11 protein-coding genes are annotated in these 25,378 nt (G+C 49.2%); 6 read left to right on the forward strand and 5 right to left on the reverse strand.

The genetic code is table 11. The features are described from left to right. Positions 1-144 precede the first annotated feature (144 nt). Entirely contained in the window at positions 145-795 is a 651-nt protein-coding gene (gene syd / locus Q4Q54_RS02885) for a SecY-interacting protein (RefSeq protein WP_311987654.1), read from the reverse strand. A 59-nt stretch (positions 796-854) separates the two neighbouring features. Between syd and queF the strand changes: the two genes are divergently transcribed. Beyond that, positions 855-1,712 (forward strand): NADPH-dependent 7-cyano-7-deazaguanine reductase QueF, encoded by an 858-nt coding sequence (gene queF, locus Q4Q54_RS02890; RefSeq protein ID WP_006080957.1) that lies wholly within the window; start codon positions 855-857, stop codon positions 1,710-1,712. 93 nt (positions 1,713-1,805) lie between these two features. On the opposite strand, the gene Q4Q54_RS02895 is transcribed toward queF, so the two are convergent. Continuing rightward, the gene (locus tag Q4Q54_RS02895) at positions 1,806-2,747 is read right to left on the reverse strand and encodes a LysR family transcriptional regulator (RefSeq protein ID WP_071939089.1); all 942 of its coding nucleotides are present in this window, start codon (positions 2,745-2,747) and stop codon (positions 1,806-1,808) included. Positions 2,748-2,870: 123 nt separating this feature from the next. Here Q4Q54_RS02895 and Q4Q54_RS02900 point away from each other — a divergent pair, with 123 nt between their 5' ends. Further along, positions 2,871-4,859: an alkyl sulfatase dimerization domain-containing protein gene (locus Q4Q54_RS02900; protein WP_311889267.1), complete on the forward strand. Its 1,989-nt coding sequence runs from the start codon at positions 2,871-2,873 to the stop codon at positions 4,857-4,859. 49 nt (positions 4,860-4,908) lie between these two features. Here the strand turns inward: Q4Q54_RS02900 and Q4Q54_RS02905 are convergent, their stop codons facing one another. The 3 genes from Q4Q54_RS02905 to Q4Q54_RS02915 all read right to left on the reverse strand — a co-directional run bounded on the left by Q4Q54_RS02905 (position 4,909) and on the right by Q4Q54_RS02915 (position 7,365). Then, the gene (locus tag Q4Q54_RS02905; RefSeq protein ID WP_006085223.1) at positions 4,909-5,649 is read right to left on the reverse strand and encodes a sporulation protein; all 741 of its coding nucleotides are present in this window, start codon (positions 5,647-5,649) and stop codon (positions 4,909-4,911) included. Positions 5,650-5,737: 88 nt separating this feature from the next. Further along, positions 5,738-6,283, reverse strand: coding sequence for a hypothetical protein (locus tag Q4Q54_RS02910; protein ID WP_311889268.1), 546 nt, complete (start codon positions 6,281-6,283; stop codon positions 5,738-5,740). 188 nt (positions 6,284-6,471) lie between these two features. Beyond that, positions 6,472-7,365 (reverse strand): 4'-phosphopantetheinyl transferase superfamily protein, encoded by an 894-nt coding sequence (locus Q4Q54_RS02915; RefSeq protein WP_311987655.1) that lies wholly within the window; start codon positions 7,363-7,365, stop codon positions 6,472-6,474. 635 nt (positions 7,366-8,000) lie between these two features. Between Q4Q54_RS02915 and Q4Q54_RS02920 the strand changes: the two genes are divergently transcribed. Genes Q4Q54_RS02920 through Q4Q54_RS02935 form a run of 4 tightly spaced genes read left to right on the forward strand, consistent with a single transcriptional unit; the run spans position 8,001 to position 25,292 of the window. Beyond that, positions 8,001-8,870: a transcriptional regulator gene (locus tag Q4Q54_RS02920; RefSeq protein ID WP_311889270.1), complete on the forward strand. Its 870-nt coding sequence runs from the start codon at positions 8,001-8,003 to the stop codon at positions 8,868-8,870. Next, positions 8,867-17,023 (forward strand): polyketide synthase, encoded by an 8,157-nt coding sequence (locus Q4Q54_RS02925; RefSeq protein ID WP_311987656.1) that lies wholly within the window; start codon positions 8,867-8,869, stop codon positions 17,021-17,023. The genes Q4Q54_RS02920 and Q4Q54_RS02925 overlap by 4 nt, the downstream gene beginning before the upstream one ends. Beyond that, a complete protein-coding gene (locus Q4Q54_RS02930) occupies positions 17,020-19,293 on the forward strand; it encodes a PfaB family protein (RefSeq protein ID WP_311987657.1) in 2,274 nt (757 codons plus the stop codon). The genes Q4Q54_RS02925 and Q4Q54_RS02930 overlap by 4 nt, the downstream gene beginning before the upstream one ends. Beyond that, positions 19,290-25,292: a beta-ketoacyl synthase N-terminal-like domain-containing protein gene (locus tag Q4Q54_RS02935; protein WP_311987658.1), complete on the forward strand. Its 6,003-nt coding sequence runs from the start codon at positions 19,290-19,292 to the stop codon at positions 25,290-25,292. The genes Q4Q54_RS02930 and Q4Q54_RS02935 overlap by 4 nt, the downstream gene beginning before the upstream one ends. Positions 25,293-25,378 lie beyond the last annotated feature (86 nt).

Genomic DNA, 25,378 nt, shown 5'->3' on the forward strand with positions numbered 1-25,378 from the left:
TCTCGCCAAAAACCTCAACCTAAGATAAACCACGCTTAGGTTGAGCGTTCACACTCAAACTCAGTGTGGTTTAGCGTCCACACTCTGGCTAAACATGATTGAAGGCAGAGAACTCGCAGCAAGATAGCGTCAAGCTCACGCCAACTAACGTTTACCAAAGAGGTTTTGCCACATACGTTTAAAGCTGGCAAAAATCCCCGGATGTTCTAATGCGGGCATAGGCAGTTCTTCATGTTTAACGGGCGGTGCTATCCGTGGTGATAACGCCCCAATAAACTCCGCTAAACTTGGCGACAATTGCTGAGTGGGGATCTCACCTGGAAGCTCTACCCACACGCTGCCATCACTGTTGTTAATGGTGAGCATTTTATCGCCCTCATCTAACAAACCGATAAACCACGTCGGTGGCTGCTTGAGCTTTTTCTTCATCATTAGATGACCAATCAGGTTTTGCTGCAGGCAGGTAAAATCATCCTCATTCCACACTTGCAGTAACTCACCCGTGCCCCATTCTGAGTCGAATAATAAAGGTGCAGAATAATACTGACCGTAAAAATGATTGATTTCTGGCCATAAAGTCAACTCAAGCGCATGCTCAACATTGGCAAAACTGCCTTCGACTTCGCGTTTAACCGGCTGCCAAGAAACGGCTTGATCAAGATCAGCATGAAATTCGCCTTGAATACACACAGAAGCCTCACCCTGTGGGTAATAACGCGGTAGTTCACCTAAACTCGTTAGGTAAGCTTGATGGTAGTTTTGCAAAAATTTATCGAGTGCGGGCAGACAAGACACTTAAGCACAATCCAATTTCAGGTATAATGTGCGCCTATTTTGACATGGAAACAGTATTGATGACACAGAATCACGATCCCTATAGTGATGCGCAAGCGCTTGTTGGCCTGACTTTAGGTAAAGCCACAGACTATCAAGCCGAGTATGATGCGTCGCTGCTGCAAGGGGTTCCACGCTCACTAAACCGTAATGCTATTGCACTAACTGGGACGTTACCGTTTCATGGTGCCGATATCTGGACGGGTTATGAGCTGTCTTGGTTAAATGCTAAAGGTAAGCCTATGGTGGCCATAGCTGAATTTCATTTAAGCTATGAAAGCCTGAACCTGATTGAGTCGAAATCGTTCAAACTGTATCTCAATAGCTTTAATCAAACCAAGTTCGATAGTATAGATTCACTGCAAAAGACCTTAGTCGCAGACTTAAGTCAATGTGCTCAAGGTGATATTAGCGTTAAAATCATCGAACCAAAAAGCTTTGGCATTCAGCGTATTATCGAGTTACCAGGCACGTGTATTGACGATCTCGATATTGAAGTCAGCGATTATAGTTTTAATCCTGATTACTTGGAAAACAGCACGGACGATAAGCAAACAGTTGCGGAAACGCTTAATTCAAACCTGCTGAAATCCAACTGTTTGATCACTTCGCAACCCGACTGGGGCAGCGTAATGATCCGTTATCAAGGGCCTAAAATCGATCGCGAGAAACTGCTGCGCTATTTGATTTCTTTCCGCCAACATAACGAGTTCCACGAGCAATGTGTCGAGCGAATTTTTGTCGATTTGAAGCGTTTCTGTCATTGCACTAAATTGACCGTTTACGCCCGCTATACGCGCCGCGGCGGTTTAGATATCAACCCGTATCGCAGTGACTTCGAGCAACCTGGCGAAAGCCACAGACTCGCAAGGCAGTAATTAACGTTCGTTCGAGTATCAGATTACGAACTAAGGTTTAGAACTGAGCAAAAACCAAGGTTACATACCGAAACTAAGCTCTGAATCGCTAGCCTAGTTGCTAGCAAGATTCAGAGCTTTTTCATTTACCGTGCTCGCACTGGCATCGAGCAATAAGCTTCGTAGCCATTGATGGCTCGGGTTTTGGGTGTATTTACTGCTCCACACCATATACAAATCAATGGGTCTTGTTTTCAGTGGCATAGGTAAAATCTGGATGCCGAACAACTCGGCGTACTGACTGGCGTATCGCAAAGGCGCTATGCCGATAGCCTCACTTTTGCCTACGGTAGCAAACATACTCAATAAAGATGACTGCTCACTATACATCTTGCGTCTAGGCAAGACGCCTTCGGTAAACAAATCCCCCGCAGTAAGATTAAAACGCCGCATATTCAAAAAGACGTGTTTCTCCTCAAAATACTGCTCATGGGTAATGGCGCCTTGAATCCGAGGATGCTGCCGACTGACGATACACACTAAGGTTTCGGTGAAGAGTAATTTGCTCGAGAGCAAACTTTGCTGCGCGGGTTTAATGTCTATCGCCACAGCGACTCGCTCAAGCAAGATATCGCGATATAAATCAGCTTCCTGTGGCGGTGATTCCCGAAAAATCACTTCAATATCCGCATCCTGTAATAAAGCCTGCACACCGGTTTGCAGCGCTTCGATAACCGACTCATTGGCATACACATAGAAGCGTCGCTGACTGCACTTTGGATCAAAATGCTCAAACCCCAGCAATACAGTTTCGATATCTGCCATTGGCTGCTCAAACTTACGGTACATTTCCCGCGCCACTGCCGTCGGTTCAATTCCCCTCCCAACCCGATTGAACAGTGACTCCCCGACCCATACCCTGAATCGACTGATCGCGTTACTGACTGAAGACTGAGTTAAGTCCAACTCTTCAGCCGCTTGCGTGAATGAACGAGTACGGTAAACCACCATAAACACCCGCAATAAGTTTAAATCTAATGGCTTTTGTGTCGGCATAAGGGAAACTACTCATTCACAATATGAATATTACAACCCAAGCTAACGCGAGTTATCTAAATACACAAGCTGTCTATACTCAAACCATCAACGACACTATCCCTCCTATCTGTAGGTAAAATTATGCAAAAATCTTTGATGACATTGAGTATTATCGCAACGTTCACCCTCAGCGCTACAGCGGCAGAACACGAGCATGAACATATCAGTCTGCACTATCAGGGAAAGCCTGCGACCCAGCAAACCACTGAGGTCAACAAGGCCACAGCAGCCACTCTAAATTACACCGATAAAAAAGCCTTTGAAGAGTTCTCTAAGAATCTCATCGCCGAACTCGATGAACCAACAGCCGCCATTTTGCGCACTGAATTTAGCTTTATCGGCGACAAAACCCCAGACACTGTCAATCCATCACTCTATCGCCAAGCCCAGTTGAATATGGTGTCTAACGGCTTATACAAGGTCACAGAGGGGATTTACCAAGTTCGCGGTACTGACTTGTCGAACTTAACGCTTATCCGCGGTAAAACGGGGTGGATCCTTTATGACGTGCTGCTCACCAAAGAAGCGGCAAAGTTATCATTGGAATTTGCCCTAAAAAACTTGCCTGAGGGTAATGACTTACCTGTGGTGGCGATGATTTATTCCCACAGTCATGCGGACCATTTTGGCGGTTCCCGTGCAATCAAAGACATGTACCCTAAGGTCAAAGTCTATGGTTCAAATAACATTACCAAAGAAATTGTCGACGAAAACGTCCTCGCCGGTAATGCCATGAGCCGCCGCGCGGCCTATCAATACGGCGCAACATTAGAGCGAAACGATCAAGGCATTGTCGATGCAGCGCTCGCCAAGGGATTATCCAAAGGCGAAGTGACCTACGTTAAACCCGATGTCACCTTAAACGGCAAAGATAAGTGGGAAACACTCACCATTGATGGCATAGACATGGTGTTTATGGATGCCTCAGGCACAGAAGCCGCCTCGGAAATGGCCACCTATATTCCCTCAATGAAAGCCCTGTGGACGGGTGAACTCACCTACCATGGCATGCACAACATTTACACCTTGCGCGGTGCAAAAGTCCGTGATGCCATCAAATGGTCAAAGGATATCAATGCATTGCTGACACGCTTTGGCGATGATGCACAGGTACTTTTCGAGGCCCATTCAGCGCCCGTCTTTGGCAATGCGGATGTAAATGCTTACCTCAGAATGCAAAGGGATAACTATGGCCTAGTGCATAATCAAACCCTGCGTCTAGCCAATAATGGCGTGGGTATTCAAGATATTGGCGATGCGATTCAAACCACCATTCCTAAAGCCGTGCGCGACACTTGGTATACCAATGGTTACCATGGTACCTACAGCCATAATGCCAAAGCCGTGTACAACATGTATTTAGGCTATTTCGATATGAATCCAGCCAACTTAAACCCGCTACCGACTAAGGATGAAGCGAAGAAATTTGTCGAGTATATGGGCGGTGCTAAAGCTGTGGTTAAACATGCCAAGGCCGACTATGCCCAAGGTGAATACCGTTTCGTGGCGACGGCACTGAATAAAGTGGTCATGGCAGAACCCGATAACGAAAAGGCCAGACAATTACTTGCCGATACCTATGAGCAACTGGGCTACCAAGCCGAAGGCGCAGGCTGGCGTAACATTTATCTTACCGGCGCCCAAGAGTTACGCGTAGGGATCCAACCCGGCGCACCCAAATCGGCATCGGCAGATATTTTAGGTGAAATGGAGATCTCGACTCTGTTTGATTTCCTCGCCGTAAAAGTCGATAGCATCAAGGCCGCTGAACTTGGACTGTTAAGGCTTAATGTGATTAACCCCGACACTAAAGAAACACTCTTCGTCGAGTTAAGCAACGGTAACTTAAGCAATATTAAGGTTGATAAACCAATGGAGGCCGACACCAATCTTTATATTGATAAGCGCTACATTACCGGGATTTTACTCGGCAAAGTGACCCTCAAAGACTTACTTGCCAACGGCACAGCCAAACTCGAGGGCGATAAAGCGGCCTTCGGTAAGATAGCGTCGACCTTAGTAAAATTTGATGAAAACTTTGAAATCGTCCCACTTCCGAACGCTAAGTAGTGACATCAACGCCCTGATGATTCAGGGCGTTTTTATGGAAAAAGATTAACTAGCGTATATTCGCCTTGAACACTTCTAACACTTGGCTGGCGCTAGCGTTATTGGCTAACGTAAAGTACAAATAGCCATCACCACGAAATGCCCTGTCTAATTCAAGTAGTAAATGGGTTTGCTCGGCTTCACACACCACAGAAATTTCAATCTCACGTATCGTATTTAACCCTAGATTACGCGGCTTAAACTCAAATTCTTGATAACATCCAGAGGTTGAGCGAAAGGCGCGGGTATTCAAGAATCCCTGCTCAACATCGGCCTTATAAAGTACATAACCCATACTAAACATAGCATTAAGCACATGTTCAAGGACTGGTGTAGGCATGACAACCAAAACATCGGTGTCGCTAGGGTCAATCGCTGAATCAATATCTACACCTGTTTGCAGCCAAACTTGACACTGATTATTCCGCACAGGTAACTGAGTAAATGGCGTTTCAGGATGCAACTTACCACTGAAAGGAATGTTGCGCACTTCACCAGCTTGGATCTCAAAAGAATCGCTTAAACGCCAAGTTGCAAGTTTATGATTTTTAAAATAATCGCCATTATCTGTACTCACTTTAACTTTAGTCATTAACGCCAAGTCGAGTCCCGAAATTCTCTGCGCCACATTGCCGCCTTTAACGACGATTGTCGCGTTAAACATTTGGCCCGGCAACAAGCGATTATCTTCCAGTAAAGTATCGACACTCGCGCCGCCAATTCCGACAGAGGCAAGCATTTTTTTAAACATAGGGGTTCCTTATCCAGTGAACCTATTAACTATCATCAACCTAGTTCCAAGTGATTGAGGATAATGTTGTCAGATTAACAAAGCAGAATTAGTTCGCAGAACCTGGCGTTGGCGCTGCAGTTTTGCACTCAAGTAATAATTGCTGGAAATGCGCACCTAAGTCTTGTTGGGCAAATTGCTCGCTCGCAGTCGCCATTTGCTTAAGGCTTTGTAAGGCTTGATCTAAACCTTGTTGCTCGATGAGGCTTTTAGCATAGGCCGCCGCATCGGCGCCTTTTTGCAGCAAGCTCGCGACCTGATCAAAACTGATATCTTGTTCCATCACTTTCTGTAAGTCACCCAGCAATTCTGCCACCTTGGCCGACTCCACCAGCGAGCCCTCAACATTCACTAACTTGCCAAGCGGATCTTGGCTCAGTTTTTCAGCCACGCAGGCCGAAACTGTGCCCGCCGCTGCGCTTTGGGCCACAACATCTAAGCCATTAGCACGAATTTGCTCAACCACTTGCTGCAATTGTGGATCTTGGGCTAACCAAGCCTGCTCTAATTGTTGCTTTTCATCGCCACCAAAATAACCACAACCAGATAGCATCACCAGCATAGTAGCCGGTAACATGCACTTAATCTGTTTCATTGCTAAACCTCATTTAATACATTCAAATTCAAAATATTATCGGCGTGACTATACCCAGCAATGTTTAACCGAAGATGAATAAAAGTTGATAGCAAGATAAGACTGAGAAAGAACCATGGCTAAATGCGATCGCGAACTTCAGCGGTTTATCTGAGTTTACTGGCGTGAAAAAACACGCATTATCGCCGTTAATCAGCAACAAGTAAGTACTCTATACTGCTCAGCTGTGCGGTTAGCGTTAAAGGAAGACTGGCGTTACCGGCATGCGCTAGGCTAATGGCAAAGCGATACTCCTCGGTCAAACGACCAAAATGTGCCTGCCAATGCATAGGGTCTGCTAAATCCAGTGTGTGTATTGGAATTTGTAGCGGGACTTGTAATGAAATATGTGGATAAACATTAAGCCTCTCTGCTACGCCGCAGGATTGCCTTAATGCGGTATCTTGACACGATAGCTCAAGCGATTCGACTGCCAGTTGTTCGAACGGCTTTAGCTCAAAGGCGAAGGATTTGAGCGACTGCGCTAAGCCGAGTCCTGTCGCCTTGATATAGGACTCCTTTAACGCCCATAAATCGAAAAAGCGCTGCCGCTGACCCGCTTCATCGGCGAGAGCGAGCAAGGCTGACGTTTCTTGGGGAGAAAAATAATGATTTAGGATTGGATAGATATCCGTCTTCGGCCGAGATCTTTCAATATCGACCCCAAATAAACCAGACTCAACGCCATGAAACTGAGCCACACCAATCAATAACCAATCGCCGCTATGGCTTAGGTTAAACTCAAGCCCAGTTTGCTGCCGTAATGCCGTCGTTAAGCTCGGTTTACCCTTAGCGCCATATTCGAAACACCAATCCTGTGGCGATAAATCCGCATAGTGAGATAACACGGCCCGCAGCGCCGCCCTGACCTGTAATCCCTTCATTTGCGCCTTGGGATCGCGATAACGCGCGACCTTGGCGAGTTCATCATCACTTAACCAAGACTGAGCGAGTGATGTTTGCGGCAATGAAATATCGCTCAGAGGAATAAAAAATAGATCCACATTCACGCCGTTTTTGCTAAATGTTCTGGAGTCGGTCATTTGAGAGCCTTGCAGGACAAAGCCTTGCGGCTGATGGTTATCATTGTCTGGCTTTTTGGAGAGCACTTAGCAACACTCTTATCTGGGTTCATCGTTATCTGAGTTCATTATGCATCTTAAATAGTTTCAACTAAGCCCGAGTTCAATTCTGAGCAACTCTCTAATTAGAGCAATTCTTAGAACGACCCTGAACGCCATCCTAAGCGTAAATTTTTGCTGCAATTGCGCCAAGGTTTTGCGCCCAAATTAACAGGTTTAGCCGCACAGTCTCATTCATGACGAAAGGGCAGTAAGCCAATATAGGGCTATTTTACCCCGCTAATTCAAAAAAGCGGTCTTTATCGCCCCTAAAATTTAATTCTTCCACTATCAAAGTATTAAAAAGCCCAAGCGGTCAGCGAAAACCCAACGTAACGCACAGAAAATACCATTACTCAACGAAAGCCAATAAATTCCAGTCCCAGATGATTGTATCGACCCGAAACCTCAGGTAATCTGCATCCCCATTAAGTGACACAGATGATAAGCACAGGTTTTACGATGAGTGTCACTATGTTCTTCAAGAGTGCCACAGCTGACTCAGCCAAAATGGCTTCTCAGTCCCAATAGATTATGTCGGATGATAATTATTATTAATGGCAGCTCGCGACTCTCAATCTAAAGCGCCGTCTTACGCCCCCAAGAGCACGACTCAAGCGGCGAAAAAAGACAGCACACCTCGGCATCGCAACGCCACCACCACGCCTGAAATGCGACTCTTTATCCAGCAATCGGATCTGAGCGTCAGCCATCTGGCAAAAATTTTAAATATTACTGAGGCAACAGTCCGCAAATGGCGGAAGCGTGAGTCCATTAGTAACAGTTCGAACACTCCCCATCACCTCAATACCACGCTCACGCCGATGGAAGAATATGTGGTGGTGGGATTACGCTATCAACTCAAACTCACCTTAGATAGATTGCTCAACGTCACCCAAACCTTTATTAATCCCAATGTGTCGCGCTCCGGTCTTGCCCGTTGCTTAAAGCGCTATGGCATATCGCGGCTCGATGAATTTGAAGCACCGCAAGTCCCCGAACGCTATTTTAATCAATTGCCTGTGACGCAAGGCAGCGATATCCAAACCTATACGGTCAATCCAGAAACCTTGGCTAAGGCGCTCGCATTGCCGAGTACCGACGGCAATACTGTGGTGCAAGTGGTGTCTCTCACCATACCGCCGCAGCTCACTGAGCAAGCTCCAAGCTCAGTACTATTAGGCGTAGACACAGCAAGTGATTGGATTTACCTCGATATTTATCAAGACAGTAATACCCAAGCGACCAATAGATATATCGCCTATGTCCTCAGACATGGGCCGTTTCATTTACGAAAGTTGCTCGTTCGCAACTATCACACCTTCTTAGCCCGTTTTCCCGGTGCCCATGGCACGCCAAAGACAAACGCGGCTGGATCCCAAAACAAGGTCACCGTATCCAGGTCGACCCGTGGAGACTCTTTATGAGCCATACCCCTTCTGTACCTAATTCTGCGACTGAGTCAAAAAAAGATAAACGACTCAACAAACGTTTGAAAGATATGCCTGTTGCCATCGTCGGCATGGCAAGCATCTTCGCTAACTCGCGTTATTTAAATAAATTTTGGGATTTGATCAGCGAAAAAATCGATGCCATTACTGACATCCCAGACACCCATTGGCGCGCCGAAGATTACTACGATGCCGACAAAAGCAAAGCCGATAAAAGCTACTGTAAACGCGGTGGTTTTTTACCAGAAGTCGACTTTAATCCAATGGAATTTGGTCTGCCACCCAATATTCTTGAGCTGACAGATACCTCGCAACTGCTGTCGCTGATTGTCGCCAAAGAAGTGCTTGCCGACGCCAATCTGCCCACCGATTATGATCGTGATCGTATCGGCATCACCCTAGGCGTGGGTGGTGGTCAAAAAATCAGTCAGAGCTTGAACTCGCGCCTGCAATATCCAGTGCTTAAAAAAGTATTCAAAAGCAGCGGCCTGAGCGATGAAGACAGCGAAATGCTGATCAAAAAGTTCCAAGACCAATATATCCACTGGGAAGAGAACTCTTTCCCTGGGTCCTTAGGCAACGTGATTGCAGGCCGTATCGCCAACCGTTTTGATTTTGGCGGCATGAACTGTGTGGTCGATGCTGCCTGCGCGGGCTCGCTTGCCGCTATGCGTATGGCGCTAACTGAACTGACCGAAGGTCGCAGCGACATGATGATCACTGGCGGTGTCTGTACCGATAACTCGCCGTCCATGTACATGAGCTTCTCAAAAACGCCAGCCTTCACCACTAACGAAACCATTCAACCCTTTGATATCGATTCAAAAGGCATGATGATCGGCGAAGGGATCGGCATGGTCGCGCTTAAGCGCCTTGAAGATGCGGAGCGCGATGGCGACCGAATTTATGCCGTCATCAAAGGCGTTGGCGCCTCATCGGACGGTAAGTTTAAGAGTATTTATGCACCGCGCCCTGAGGGCCAAGCCAAAGCTCTCGAACGCGCTTACGACGATGCAGGTTTTGCCCCGCACAGCATTGGCTTAGTTGAAGCCCATGGCACGGGTACTGCCGCAGGTGATGTGGCTGAATTCAACGGCTTAAAATCAGTATTTGCCCAAGGCAACGACACAAATCAACATATCGCGTTAGGTTCAGTAAAATCCCAAGTGGGCCACACTAAGTCCACCGCAGGTACTGCGGGGGTGATCAAAGCCGCGCTGGCGCTGCACCACAAGGTATTACCTGCGACCATTAACGTCAGCCAGCCTAATCCAAAACTGAATATCGAAAGCTCACCATTCTATTTAAATACCGAAACGCGCCCTTGGCTGCAACGCACTGACGGTACGCCGCGCCGTGCTGGCATAAGCTCCTTTGGTTTTGGCGGCACTAACTTCCACCTCGTATTAGAAGAATACAAACCCGAGCACAGCCGTGATGAGCAGTACCGTCAGCGCAGTGTGCCGCAAACGCTATTATTTGCCGCCGCCAATAAAGCTGCGCTGCTTAGCGAGTTAAAAGCTGCGCTGAGCCAAAGCGTGAATACGAACGCCAATAAGAGCAGCGCTGTGAGCCTGAACGCTATCGCTCAGCAATATCCGCTGCGCGCGCTGGCAGACACAGATGCCCGTTTAGGTTTTGTGGCTAAGGATATCGCTCAGCTGCAAGCTCAGTTGAATCAAGCCATCTCTCATCTAGAAAGCAGTGCGCATTTAGAAAGCGGGCACCTAGATACCAGTGCCAGCGAGGCGTGGCAGTTACCTTCTGGGATCAGCTACCGCTCCCATGCCTTGCTCGCTAAAGATGAATCAAAGAAAGTGGCCGCTCTGTTTGCCGGTCAAGGTTCACAGTACCTGAACATGGGCCGCGAACTCGCCTGCCATTTCCCTGAAATGCGCCAACAAGTGATGGCCAGCGATAAAGTATTTGCTCACCACGGCCAAACGCCGTTATCCAACATCCTTTATCCTATTCCGGCATTCGATGCCGATGCGGTTAAAGCCCAAGAAGCGGCGCTGACCAATACCCTGTTCGCCCAAAGCGCCATTGGCGCGGTTTCAATGGCGCAATATTCGCTATTAACTCAAGCGGGTTTTACCCCCGATATGGTGGCAGGTCACAGCTTTGGTGAACTGTCAGCCCTGTGCGCGGCAGGCGTGATTTCGAGTGTTGATTACGTCGAACTGGCCTTCGCCCGTGGACACGCAATGGCGCAAACGCCAAATGATACTGGCGCTCAAGTCGATTTAGGCAAGATGTTCGCCATCATCCTCAAACAAAAGAGTGATATCGATGCGCTTAATTGCTGTTTAGCTCAGTTTGATGGCGTTAAAATTGCCAACTACAACGCGCCGACGCAATTAGTCATCGCAGGTGGCACAGAGCAAACTCAGCTGGCCGCGAAAGCCATTAGCGAACTGGGCTTTAAAGCAATCGCCCTGCCTGTCTCTGGCGCGTTCCATACCCCCTTGGTTGGACACGCACAAAAGCCATTTGCCAAGGCCATTGATAAAGCTAAATTCAGCGCGCCTGCAATCGCACTTTATGCCAACGGCACGGGTCAATTGCACCCAAGCGATGGCAAAGCGATTAAAGCAGAATTTAAACAACACATGCTGCAATCGGTTCGTTTTAGCGAACAACTGCAGGCCATGTATGATGCTGGCGCCCGTGTGTTTGTTGAGTTTGGCCCTAAGAACATACTACAAAAGCTCGTTGAAAATACCTTAAGTGAACACTTAAATGAGCTTTGCCTTGTCAGCATGAACCCGAACCCTAAGGGCGACAGTGACAGTCAATTACGCTTAGCCGCAGTGCAACTCGCAGTAGCCGGTGTGGCATTAACTGAGGTTGACCCCTATCAAGCCGTCACGTCACAGGAGATTGCCGAGCGTGAAGCGCCATCGGCGATGAACATCAAACTCACCGCCACTAACCACATCAGTGCCGCAACTCAAGCTAAGATGGCGAAATCTCTCGCCACAGGCAGCGTGACTAGCCAAGTGCAATATGTGGATCGCATCGTTGAAACGGTTGTCGAAAAAGAAGTCGAAAAAATCGTTGAGAAAGAAGTCATAGTCGAAAAAGTGGTTGAGAAAATAATAGAAGTGGAAGCGAATCAAGTGGCAACTGTTGAAATGAAACAAACATCCTCAAGCGTTACGCAAGGCTTAAGCAATCACCAGCAACAAGCGACGGCGCAATTGAACCCAAGCGTCAGCGGCGATGCGTTAACGGCATTTTTCAGCGCACAATCTCAAGCGGCGCAGTTACATCAACAGTTTTTAGCCATCCCGCAGCAATATGGCGATACCTTCACGACACTGATGACAGAACAAGCCAAGATGACGAGCCTTGGCATTGCAATCCCAGAAAGCCTGCAACGCTCAATGGAAATGTTCCACCAGCATCAAGCGCAAACCCTGCAAAGCCACGCCAAATTTATGCAGCTACAAAGCAGTAGCAGCCAAGCGGCCTTGGCTATGTTAAACAATGCGCCGATTCACTTCCCCCCTGCGGTTGCAAGTCAGCCACGAGCAACTGTACCTGTTGCTCCTGCACCTGTTGCTGCATCGACAGTGGCACACAATGCCGCACCAGTCGCGGCTCAGGCTGTTGCGACAAGACCAGCGTTTAGCACACCTGTTGTGCAAACTGCTCCCGTTGCTTATGCGCCTGAGGTGACAGTACAAGTTGCGCCAGCAGCGCCTGCCGCACCCGCATTAGTCATGCCTGCTGTGGTGATGCCAGAAGTGACACCTGTGGCAACAACAATGAACGGTTTAAGTGCAGAAAAAGTACAGCAAACTATGATGGCTGTGGTGGCCGACAAAACAGGCTATCCCACTGAAATGCTAGAACTTGGCATGGATATGGAAGCCGATTTAGGTATCGACTCTATCAAGCGCGTTGAAATCTTAGGCACAGTGCAAGACGAACTGCCGGGCTTACCTGAACTTAGCCCCGAAGATCTGGCTGAGTGCCGCACCTTAGGTGAAATCATTGACTATATGAACTCTAAGCTTCCAGCAGTGGGTTCAATTATCGTAGCGCCTATTACTGCTGCAAATGTGGCAACTCAAGTGGCAACAGCCGAGCCTGCCGCCAGCGGTTTAAGCGCTGCGTTAGTGCAACAAACAATGATGACTGTGGTGGCTGACAAGACAGGCTACCCCACTGAAATGCTGGAATTTGGCATGGATATGGAAGCCGATCTTGGTATCGATTCGATCAAGCGCGTTGAAATCCTAGGCACAGTGCAAGACGAGCTACTAGGCTTACCTGAACTCAGCCCAGAAGATTTGGCCGAGTGTCGTACCTTGGGTGAAATAGTTAGCTATATGAATAGCAAATTACCTGCAGCAGGGGTTATTACTTCGACAGCAGCGCCAGTTGTTCAAACCATTGCCGCGCCCGCCGCCAGCGGTTTAAGCGCTGCGTTAGTACAACAAACCATGATGGCTGTGGTGGCCGACAAGACGGGCTATCCGACTGAAATGCTGGAACTTGGCATGGATATGGAAGCCGATCTAGGTATCGACTCCATCAAGCGCGTTGAAATCTTAGGCACAGTGCAAGACGAGCTGCCGGGTTTACCTGAGCTCAGCCCAGAAGATTTGGCCGAGTGTCGCACCTTGAGTGAAATCGTTAGCTATATGAATAGCAAATTACCTGCAGCGGGAACTATTGCTTCGACAGCAGCGCCAGTTGCTCAAACCATTGCCGCTCCTGCCGCAAGCGGTTTAAGCGCTGCATTAGTTCAACAAACTATGATGACTGTGGTGGCCGACAAGACAGGCTACCCTACTGAAATGCTGGAACTTAGCATGGATATGGAAGCCGATCTAGGTATCGATTCTATCAAGCGCGTTGAAATCTTAGGCACAGTGCAAGACGAGCTACCGGGCTTACCTGAGCTGAATCCTGAAGATCTGGCCGAGTGTCGCACCTTAGGCGAAATCGTTGACTACATGAACAGCAAATTGCCAGTAGTTAGCGCGGTAGCAGTTGCACCAGCGGCAAACGTTGAAGCAACGCCAGCACAAGTTCCAGCGAATAACGGTTTAAGCGCTGAAAAAGTCCAACAAACCATGATGTCAGTGGTGGCCGACAAGACAGGCTACCCCACTGAAATGCTAGAACTGAGCATGGATATGGAAGCCGATTTAGGTATCGATTCCATCAAGCGCGTTGAAATCTTAGGCACAGTACAAGACGAGCTACCAGGCTTACCTGAGCTGAATCCTGACGATCTGGCCGAGTGTCGCACCTTAGGTGAAATCGTTATGCTCTTTTCGCAAGATTTAGGGCAAGGCAAACTAGGCCAGAATGTAGCGCCAATTAGCGCTGTCGCGGCTGAACCGGCTATCGATTTGCCACCCCATGATTTACCACCACACAGTGAGGTGGTGCTAAAAAAGTTGCCAGCGGCGGCTGAGCTAACGCAACTATCGCCACAGCAATCGTCAAAGCAATCAGCGCAACAAGCTCAAACACGCGTTTTTGCTAAAGATGCCTGCATTATCATTAGCGATGATGGTCACAATGCTGGCGTACTTGCCGAGAAATTGCATGCTCAAGGTCTAACGGTTGCGGTTGTGCGCTCGCCAGAAAGCCTTATAGCCAGTGCATCATCGCTCAATAGCCACATTGCCAGCTTCACATTGGCGGCGATTGACGATGCCAGTATCAGCGCAGTAATTAATGAGATCAAAAGCTTAGGTACAGTTGCAGGCTTTATTCATCTGCAACCACAACATAAAACCTCAGCCGATGCGAAAGGTTTAGTGTTGTCCAGTGCCGCCAAAGCGTCGGTCGAGCAAGCGTTCTTGTTCGCCAAGCACTTACAACCGCTTTTAACAACAGCAGCAACGGCCAATACTGGCAGCAGCTTTATCAGCGTCAGTCGTATCGACGGTGGTTTTGGTTATCTTAACCACAGCCAAATTGCCCGCAGCGAGTTAAACCAAGCGGCATTGGCAGGTCTGACTAAAACCTTGAGCCACGAGTGGCCGAACGTGCATTGCCGCGCCTTAGATATCGCGCCAGCACTTGATGCCAAGCAACTGGCTAATGCGGTCATCGCTGAGTTATTCGCAACCGATAAGCTATTAGAAGTCGGTGTGAGTGAAGCTGGCGCAACAGAAACACTGGCACGCGTGACCTTAGTTGCAGGCAAGGCAGATACCCGCCACAGCGCAGCTTACTTGACCAGTGCTGATAAAATTCTGGTGACTGGCGGCGCAAAAGGCGTGACCTTTGAATGTGCGCTAAGTTTAGCCAAACGCAGCAAGGCGCACTTTATCCTTGCTGGCAGAAGCAGCCAACAAGCCATTCCCGCTTGGGCACAGGGTAAGAATAACAGTGAACTTAAAGCCGCTGCCATTGCCCACATTCAAAGCTTGGGCGAGAAACCCACACCAAAACAAGTAGATGCCTTAGTATGGCCAGTGCAAAGCAGCCTAGAAATTGCAGCCGCACTGCAAGCCTTTACCGCTGTGGGCGCGAGCGCCGAGTACTTAAGCCTCGATGTTAACAATCCAGACGCGATCGCCAGCACGATAGTGCCGATTACCGAGTTATCACCTATTACCGGCATCATCCATGGTGCGGGCGTACTCGCCGATAAACACATCCAAGACAAAACCTTAGATGAGTTAGCACGGGTGTATGGCACTAAGGTCACAGGCATTAGCAATCTGCTTGCCGCACTGGATTTAGATAAAGTAAAACTGATCGCCCTGTTCTCTTCGGCGGCGGGTTTTTACGGTAATACCGGCCAAAGCGATTACGCCATGTCCAACGACATACTCAACAAAGCCGCACTGCAACTGGCGCAGCAACTGCCAAATGCCAAAGTGATGAGCTTCGATTGGGGTCCGTGGGACGGCGGCATGGTGAATCCTGCGCTGAAAAAGATGTTTATCGATCGCGGTGTTTATGTGATCCCGTTAAAGGCGGGTGCTGAGTTATTTGCGAGCCAATTACTGAGCAACACAGGCGCACAATTGCTGGTCGGTACTGACATGCAAGGCAGCGCACCTCATGACGACACTTCTAATAAATTGCAAGAGACTGAAGGTAGCAATCTAAAAAAGCCTGAAGCGGATCTGACCACTGACGCGTCGGATCCGCATGCTTTGCCTAAAGCTGTAAAACTAAAGCGCACACTGGACCCTAAGGCAATGATCTTTATTGAAGATCACTGCATTAACGGTAATCCCGTATTACCGACTGTGTGCGCGATTCAGTGGATGCGTGAAGCCGCCTTTGATGTGCTCAAGCAGCCTGTCAAAGTGCAAAGCTACAAGCTGTTGAAGGGCATTATTTTCGACACTGCCGTGTTACAAAATGGAGTGTTAGAAAGTGCAGCCCCCATCACGCTAGAACTTGAACTTGCACCGATTACGTTAACGGATAAAGCCGCGAAAGATACTGACGAGTGCTTGAGTGGACAATTCAGTGCCTTAATCAGCTTTGAAGGTCGTCCGCAATATCAGGCCATCCTAGTCGTTGATGATGCTGTTAATGACGCGGCGAGTGATAACTTAGCCACTAACAGCAAAGCAACTGCTTTTGACGCGAACAGTTTGGCAGGACTTTCTGCCATCACAACCGCGAGCAGCCTTTACAGCGACGGCACGCTTTTCCACGGCCCAAGACTGCAAGGTATTGAGTCTGTAGTGAAGTTTGACGATGCGAGCTTAGTCGCCAAGGTGAGCCTACCCCAGTTTGCGTTAGCAGACTGCGGGAGTTTTGTGCCCAATCTTGCCCCAAAAGGCTCACAAGCCTTTGCGGAAGATTTGTTGCTACAGGCAATGCTAGTGTGGGCACGACTCAAATATGGCGCGGCGAGTTTGCCATCAAGCATTGGTGAGTTTATTTCCCATGCGCCGTTTGCCTTTGGCGATAAAGGTCATTTAGTGCTCGAGGTGGTGAAACACTCTGGCCGTGCCCTTGAAGCCAATATTGCTCTGTATCATCAAGATGGCCGCTTAAGCTGCGAGATGAACAACGCCAAAGTCACCATCAGCAAAAACCTTAACGGTGCATTCTTAGCTAATAAAGTTGCGGCTAATCAAACCGCTGCGAATAAAGCCATTGAAAGTGTGGAGGCAAAAGTCGAGTGAATTTAGCCCACACTTTAGCAACTCTACATAGCGGCCAAACTGAAACCTCGATAGCTGACACTGCTATGACTGAAAAGCTTGCCAAGCCACTGCGTATTGCAGTGTTGCTTGGCGACGCGGTCAACCTCGATCCTCACTCAGCCCAAGTATTAGGGACGTTTGCGGAACGTGAAAGAGTTCAGATTTGCGCTGCCGATGCCAACCAATCGACAGATCATGAACCGTCAGTGCATGAGCAAAGGTCGCTCACTGCGTTATTAAGCCAAGCAACAACAGCCATTGAGCAAGGCAAGCTCGTTGAACTTAAATTCAATAATGGCAATCTACCCCAGTCTCTGTATTTGCTCGATGGTTTACGCGCCGCCAAACTGCGCCTCCACGCCCACGCGTTTATCGCTGGCTTTGCCGCTGGCAACGAAACTACTGGTGTTGCTAATGCAGCGGCTGTTGCAAATGCGGCGTTAGTGGCGGCAAAGCGCAGCCCTGCACAAACCGTTCAGCATCAACTCGTCGCCAACACTCTCAACGAGGCATTTGTTGCGCTGCGCCAAGGCGTAACCGCCCTCGCTGCGCGAACACAAGCGCCGCTTAAAGGCACTACTGATATAAAACAGACAAACGACACCAATCATCAAACTGGCTATTGGTTTAGCGACCAACATCAAGCGCGGGTTTTATGTCTAAATCTTGTAACAAAGAATCTAGCGGCAACAACATCAAACCCAGCAGATACCTTGCTGGATTCAGGCCAAGATATTTGCCAGAGCCTAGTGCTGACCCAAGGCTCACAAGTTATCGTGCCCAAAGCCCTTGTTGATAAAAACCGGCTGTTTGTGCCGATAAGTGGTGACAGTATTGATTCACTCATAGCGCAAGTATTGCAACTAGCTAACACTCTAGAAAATAGTGCGGGCACACTGGAAAATGGCGCCGGCTTTCGCGCTGACTTTCGCGCTGAGCAACTCAAAGCTTGGTTTGAACACTATGATGCCAACGCGCCACTGGCATTAGTCTTGATGGCTGCATCAAGTGACGACCTCAAACTTGAAGCCAACGCCATGCTTGCGGCGCTTGAAAATGATGCAGTGCGTCATCAGGGTCAAGCCTTTAAGACCCCAGCAGGCAGCTGCTTTACCGCTAAGCCGCTAGGGGATGCAGGACTGACCTTTGTTTATCCCGGCGTTGGCACGGTTTACGCCAATATGTTCAATAACTTGCATGAATATTTCCCCGCGCTGTATCACCAGCTAGAACGTGAAGGCGATTTAAGCGCCATGCTGCAATCTCCGCAAATTTATGCGGCAGATGTTAAAACTGCAGCTGGCATGAGCTTAAGTCAGCAAGCGATTAGCGGCGTGGGCGCCAGTTACCTATTCACTAAATTGCTCACCCAAGTTTTTAATATTCAGCCAAAAATGGCGCTGGGCTACTCAATGGGTGAAGCCGCCATGTGGGCAAGCCTTAATGTGTGGCAAACGCCCCATGCTATGATCAACGCCACCGAAAATAGCGATATTTTCAACCATGCGATTTCTGGTGAGCTAACCGCAGTGCGCCGAGCATGGCAGCTTGCGGATGATGAAGCCATAGTGTGGAACAGCTTTGTGGTGCGCTCAGGTAGCCATGAAATCAAGGCATTATTACCAGAGTTCCCTCGCGCTTACTTAGCCATCATTCAAGGTGATACCTGCGTCATTGCTGGCTGCGAAACAAGCTGCAAAGTCCTGCTTGCCACGTTAGGCAAACGCGGCATTGCCGCCAATCGCGTCACAGCCATGCATACCGCGCCCGCCATGTTAGTCCACGGGCAAGTACAAGATTTCTATACGCAAGCGCTGAAACCTGAGGCGCAAGATTCCCCAATTCGCTTTATCAGCGCAGCGCAAACTGCGCCAGTGGCAGTGGATAGCGACAGCATCGGCCGCGCGATTGCCGATACCTTTTGTTCGCCACTCGACTTTAGTGCCCTCATTCAAAATGCCACCGAGCAAGGTGCAAGGCTATTTGTCGAAGTGGGCGCCGATAGGCAAACCAGCACGCTCATAGATAAAATCGGCCATGCCCATGCAGGCCAAAGCACCGAGAACGCAACTACAGCCGCCATTGCCTGCAATGCCAAAGGTGCCGACGCGATTACTAGCTTACTCAAGTGTTTAGCTCAGCTGATAAGTCACAGAACACCGCTGTCGCTCGCGCCGCTAATAACGCCATTAAGTGCTAACGCAGCCCCTTTATCATCAGCAGTATCACCAAAAGGAGAACCCCAGTGAGTTCTCAGCATTCCCCTACTATTGATAAAACTACCGTGCCTACCATTGCGTCAAACCGCGCATCAAAAAGTGCGTCAAAAATTGCGATTGTCGGCCTCGCGACTCAGTATCCTGACGCCGATAATCCACAAACCTTCTGGCAAAATCTGCTGGATAAAAAAGACTCTCGCACCCAAATCAGTCGCGAAAAGCTCAATGCCAATCCCGCCGATTACCAAGGTGTGCAAGGTCAATCTGACCGCTTTTACTGCGATAAGGGCGGCTACATCCAACACTTCCAGTTTGATGCCAAGGGCTATCAACTGCCTGAGTCCGCCTTTGACGGTTTAGATGAAAGCTTTTTATGGGCACTCGATTGCAGTCGTAAAGCCCTGCAAGACGCAGGGATTGCACCAAGCGATGCAGTACTGGCGCGCACAGGTATTGTAATGGGAACCTTGTCGTTCCCCACGGCCCGCTCCAACGAATTATTTTTGCCTCTGTATCACCAAACCGTTGAAAAGGCGCTGCAAAACAAACTGAATCAAAGCACGTTTCAGCTGGCTGATTTTGGCAACTCAGTTAACAATCTCAATGCCAATAGCCAAGCATTAAACATCGCCAATGGCGCGGTTGCCCACACAGCCTCAAAACTGGTCAGCGATGCACTCGGTTTAGGTGGCACTCAGTTGAGTCTGGACGCCGCCTGCGCCAGCTCGGTTTATGCACTCAAACTCGCCTGCGATTACCTGACCACAGGCAAGGCAGATATGATGCTAGCGGGCGCAGTCTCGGGCGCCGATCCCTTCTTTATCAACATGGGATTCTCGATTTTCCACGCCTATCCAGACCACGGTATTTCGGCGCCCTTTGATAGCAACAGCAAGGGCTTGTTCGCCGGCGAAGGCGCTGGGGTGCTGGTGTTAAAACGCTTGGAGGATGCCGAGCGCGATGGCGATAACATCTATGCCGTCGTCAGCGGTATTGGTTTGTCGAACGACGGTAAAGGCCAGTTTGTATTAAGCCCCAACAGCAAGGGCCAAGTGCAAGCCTTCGAGCGCGCCTACAGTGCGGCAAACACACTGCCCGCCAATATCGAAGTGATTGAATGCCATGCCACGGGCACGCCGCTTGGGGATAAGGTCGAACTCGCCTCGATGGAACGTTTCTTCGAGGACAAACTCGCGGGCTCAGCTGTGCCACTTATCGGCTCGGCAAAATCCAACTTAGGCCATTTACTCACGGCCGCAGGCATGCCGGGGATCATGAAGATGATTTTTGCCATGCGCTCGGGCCACTTGCCGCCCAGTATTAACTTATCGACGCCGATATCCTCACCTAAGGGTTTGTTTAGCGGTAAAAATCTCCCGACAGAAATGCATGCGTGGCCCGATAAAGCTGGCAATGACCGCCGCCATGCGGGTGTTTCCGTGTTCGGTTTTGGCGGCTGTAACGCGCATTTGTTGCTGGAATCCTATGTACCGACAAAAATCAGTAGTCAGCATACGCAGAGTGCAGCTCAAGTCAGTTATCAGCACACGCCATTAACTATCATTGGCTTAGCATCGCACTTCGGGCCTTTATCGTCGATTAATGCACTGGATAACGCGATTAGCTCTCAGCAAAACGCCTTCATTCCACTGCCCGCTAAACGCTGGAAAGGCTTAGATAAACATCCTGACATCTTAGCTAACTTTGGCTTGCCTGCTGTACCGCAGGGCGCCTATATCGACCAGTTCGATTTTGACTTCCTGCGCTTTAAAGTGCCGCCCAATGAGGATGATCGCCTGATCTCCCAGCAACTACTGCTGATCAAAGTGGCCGATGAAGCGATCCGCGATGCCAACCTAAAGCCAGGTGGCAAGGTGGCCGTATTAGTGGCGATGGAAACAGAGCTGGAATTACACCAGTTCCGTGGCCGAGTGAATCTGCACACTCAACTGGCAGACAGCCTTAAAAAACAAGGGATAACACTCACGCAAGCTGAGTATCTCGCCCTTGAAAAAATCGCCATGGATAGCGTGCTCGATGCCGCCAAACTGAACCAATATACCAGTTTTATTGGCAACATCATGGCGTCACGTATCGCCTCCCTGTGGGACTTTAACGGCCCCGCCTTTACCATTTCGGCGGCAGAATTGTCAGTCGCCCGCTGTATCGATGTGGCTGAAAACCTGTTGTCCCAAGAGTCCTTAGATGCTGTAGTGATCGCCGCCGTCGATTTAAGTGGCAGTCTCGAGCAAGTGGTGCTTAAAAACGCTGTATCACCAGTGGCATTGAATGCAACAGACACTGGCTGGAAAGTCGGTGAAGGTGCCGGCGCGTTAGTGCTCACAACAGCGCAATCAAGTGCAGCCCAGCCAAGCACTGCCGCTGACAATGCCAATAGCAGCTATGGCGACAGTTATGGTCACATTAGCGGCCAAGTATTTGGCGATCTTTGTGACCCACAAGGCAACAGCAGCACAGCGCGAATTTGCGATAACTTGTTAACGCAAGCCAAAGTGAATAGCAGCCAAATTAGCTTGATTGAAACCAGTATTGCGGTTGAGCAACTCAGCGAGCCTGCGCTGACACCCAACACCCTGCTGCCAAGTGTGAGTGAGCGCAGCCAAGCCGCAAACACCCTAGGCCACAACTTTGCTGCCGCGGGAATGGCGAGTATCTTGAGCGCTCTGCTTCAGCTGAAAAATCAAGTTCAGCTGAAAAACCAAACGCAACAGAACACTCAAGCGCAGCACGCGCTCGTAGCCACCTTTAGCCAAGGTAAGTGCGCGCAGTTATTGCTCAGCCAAAGTGCCATGCAAGCGCACCGTTTGCAGCAAAGACTCGCGCAAGACTTAACGCTTTCAGAGCAAAAACACTTAATAAAACAAGTGACACTCGGAGGCCGCGATATCTATCAGCATATCCTGGATACGCCGCTCGCTGACCTTGGTGCAATACAACAAAAAGCCCAAGCCATGACGGCATTGCCAGCGCGCAGCCAACGCAAGTATTTGGCCCAAATAGCGAGCAAAGACACTAATCGCTTTGCAACAAGCAGCCCAACCACGGCTCTACAAAAAGAGACATTAAGCAGCATGCCAATGAATGCCCTAAGCACGCCCAATAACAACGCCGCTCAAGCAGAGCTAAAAGACGCTGCATTTATACGTAATCAGCAATTCGCCCGTGAAGCCCATTTAGCCTTTTTACAAAGCCGTGAGCAAGGCCTGAAACTGGCCGATGCCTTGATGAAAGCCCAACTGAAGGGCGAACTGGCATCGATTGGCCAAGCGACGTCAGTGCAACAGCAAGCCATTGTTCAGGCGCCAGCGTATGCATCTGCTCATACACCTGAGCTAGCTCCAGTTGTTAACTCAGAGGCAAACCCAGCAGCGCTTTATCCAAACCATGCAAAAGTGCCTGAGTACACGCCGCCAACGCCGATAAACAAGCCTTGTATTTGGGATTATGCGGATTTGGTCGAGTACGCCGAAGGGGATATCGCTAAGGTCTTTGGCCCAGATTACGCCATTATAGACAGCTATTCGCGCCGTGTACGTCTGCCAACCACAGACTATTTACTGGTATCTCGGGTAACGAAATTAAACGCCCAGATGAACCAATATCAGCCTTGCACTATGACCACAGAATACGATATTCCTGTGGACGCGCCGTATTTGGTCGATGGTCAAATTCCGTGGGCCGTGGCAGTTGAATCGGGTCAATGTGACTTGATGCTGATCAGCTACTTAGGTATCGACTTTGAAAACAAGGGCGAGCGCGTTTATCGCCTGCTCGATTGCACCCTGACCTTCCTTGGCGACTTACCGCGCGGTGGCGACACCCTGCGCTACGACATTTCCATCAATCACTTTGCCCGCAATGGCGATACCTTGTTGTTCTTCTTCTCTTACGAATGTTTTGTGGGCGACAAGCTGATTTTGAAAATGGATGGCGGCTGCGCCGGCTTCTTCACCGACAAGGAACTGGCCGACGGTAAAGGCGTTATTCACACCGAAGCCGAAATCAAGGCGCGCAACCTCGCCTTGAACAATCCGAATAAGCCGCGCTTTAATCCGTTACTGAACTGCGCGCAAAACCAATTTGATTACAGCCAAATCCATAAACTGCTCGGCGCCGATATCGGTGGCTGTTTTGGCGGCGCACACGCGGCGCATCGAGCCCAATATGGTTTGCAGCCCTCTTTATGTTTTGCATCCGAAAAATTCCTGATGATTGAACAAGTCAGCCATCTTGAGGTGTATGGCGGCGCGTGGGGCTTAGGCTCAGTTCAAGGTCATAAGCAGCTCGAAGCTGATCATTGGTATTTCCCATGTCATTTCAAGGGCGACCAAGTGATGGCGGGGTCGTTAATGGCCGAAGGCTGTGGTCAATTACTGCAATTCTTTATGCTGCATATTGGAATGCACCTAGGTGTAAAAGACGGGCGCTTCCAGCCGCTAGAAAACGCATCACAAAAAGTGCGCTGTCGCGGTCAAGTGTTGCCGCAATCTGGCCTGCTCACCTATCGTATGGAAATCACTGAAATCGGTATGAGCCCGCGCCCCTATGCTAAGGCAAATATCGATATTTTGCTCAACGGCAAAGTGGTGGTGGATTTCCAAAACCTTGGGGTGATGATCAAAGAAGAAGCCGAATGCACCCGCTACCTCGCGGATAATGATGCCAGCATAGCTGATAATACGACTAAAAATGCTGCCAAAAACGCTGCTTCGGCTGCGCCGCTGGTTTCGACAACACCCGCATCGTTCGCCGCGCCGTTGATGGCGCAGCTGCCAGATTTAACTGCGCCAACCAACAAAGGCGTAGTGCCGCTAAAGCATGTACCTGCGCCGATTGCACCAGCGGATTTAAAGTACGCCAACCGTGTGCCCGATACCCTGCCGTTCACGCCGTATCACATGTTCGAATTTGCCACTGGCGATATCGAAAACTGCTTCGGCCCTGATTTCAGCATCTATCGCGGCCTTATTCCACCGCGCACGCCTTGCGGTGATTTACAGCTCACGACTCGCGTCATTGCGATTGAAGGCAAACGCGGCGAGCTGAAAAAGCCTTCTTCGTGTATCGCCGAATACGAAGTGCCTGCAAATGCTTGGTATTACGATAAAAACAGCCATCACGCCGTGATGCCCTATTCTGTGCTGATGGAAATATCACTGCAGCCAAACGGCTTTATCTCAGGCTATATGGGCACCACCTTGGGCTTCCCCGGCCAAGAACTGTTTTTCCGCAACTTGGACGGTAGCGGTAAGCTGCTGCGCCATGTGGATTTACGCGGTAAAACAATCGTAAACGACTCACGTTTGTTATCGACTGTGATTGCCGGCAGCAACATCATCCAGAATTTCAGCTTCGAGTTAAGCTGCGATGGCGAGCCTTTCTACCAAGGTAAAGCGGTATTTGGTTACTTCAAGGGCGATGCGCTCAAAAACCAACTCGGCATAGACAACGGCAAGATCACTCAGCCTTGGCATGTGCAAAATGGTATAGCCGCCGATAGCCAAATCAATCTGTTAGATAAACAACATCGCAGCTTTAACGCACCAAAAGGTCAGCCACATTACCGTTTAGCGGGCGGTCAACTTAACTTTATCGACAAGGCTGAAATAGTGAAAGCCGGCGGTAAAGCGGGCCTTGGCTATTTGTACGCCGAGCGCACCATTGACCCGAGTGATTGGTTCTTCCAATTCCACTTCCATCAAGATCCGGTAATGCCAGGCTCATTAGGGGTTGAAGCGATTATCGAGCTGATGCAAACCTATGCGATTGACCAAGACCTTGGCGCTGGCTTTAAGAGTCCAAAATTCGGCCAGATATTATCGGATATCAAATGGAAGTATCGCGGCCAAATCAACCCATTAAACAAGCAGATGTCGCTGGATGTACACATTACCAGCGTGACTGACGATAATGGCAAACGCATCATTATGGGCGATGCCAACTTGAGTAAAGATGGCCTGCGGATTTATGAAGTCAAAGATATCGCCATCTGTATTGAAGAAGCTTAATGCGGTAAATTCTATTTATTGAATCACTTAAAAATAATCCTGCCGCTGCGTTGGCTTTTTACACCCGAACTTTTTACTCAAGTAAT

It is taken from the genome of Shewanella sp. SP2S2-4 (assembly GCF_031932025.1).
GTDB classification, from domain to species: Bacteria; Pseudomonadota; Gammaproteobacteria; order Enterobacterales; family Shewanellaceae; genus Shewanella; species Shewanella baltica.

Excerpts from the sequence above, each read along its gene's own strand:
- queF (WP_006080957.1), top strand. The coding sequence starts at position 855 with ATGACACAGAATCACGATCCCTATAGTGATGCGCAAGCGCTTGTTGGC.
- Q4Q54_RS02895 (WP_071939089.1), bottom strand. The coding sequence starts at position 2,747 with ATGCCGACACAAAAGCCATTAGATTTAAACTTATTGCGGGTGTTTATG.
- Q4Q54_RS02900 (WP_311889267.1), top strand. The coding sequence starts at position 2,871 with ATGCAAAAATCTTTGATGACATTGAGTATTATCGCAACGTTCACCCTC.
- Q4Q54_RS02905 (WP_006085223.1), bottom strand. The coding sequence starts at position 5,649 with ATGTTTAAAAAAATGCTTGCCTCTGTCGGAATTGGCGGCGCGAGTGTC.
- Q4Q54_RS02910 (WP_311889268.1), bottom strand. The coding sequence starts at position 6,283 with ATGAAACAGATTAAGTGCATGTTACCGGCTACTATGCTGGTGATGCTA.
- Q4Q54_RS02915 (WP_311987655.1), bottom strand. The coding sequence starts at position 7,365 with ATGACCGACTCCAGAACATTTAGCAAAAACGGCGTGAATGTGGATCTA.
- Q4Q54_RS02920 (WP_311889270.1), top strand. The coding sequence starts at position 8,001 with ATGGCAGCTCGCGACTCTCAATCTAAAGCGCCGTCTTACGCCCCCAAG.
- Q4Q54_RS02925 (WP_311987656.1), top strand. The coding sequence starts at position 8,867 with ATGAGCCATACCCCTTCTGTACCTAATTCTGCGACTGAGTCAAAAAAA.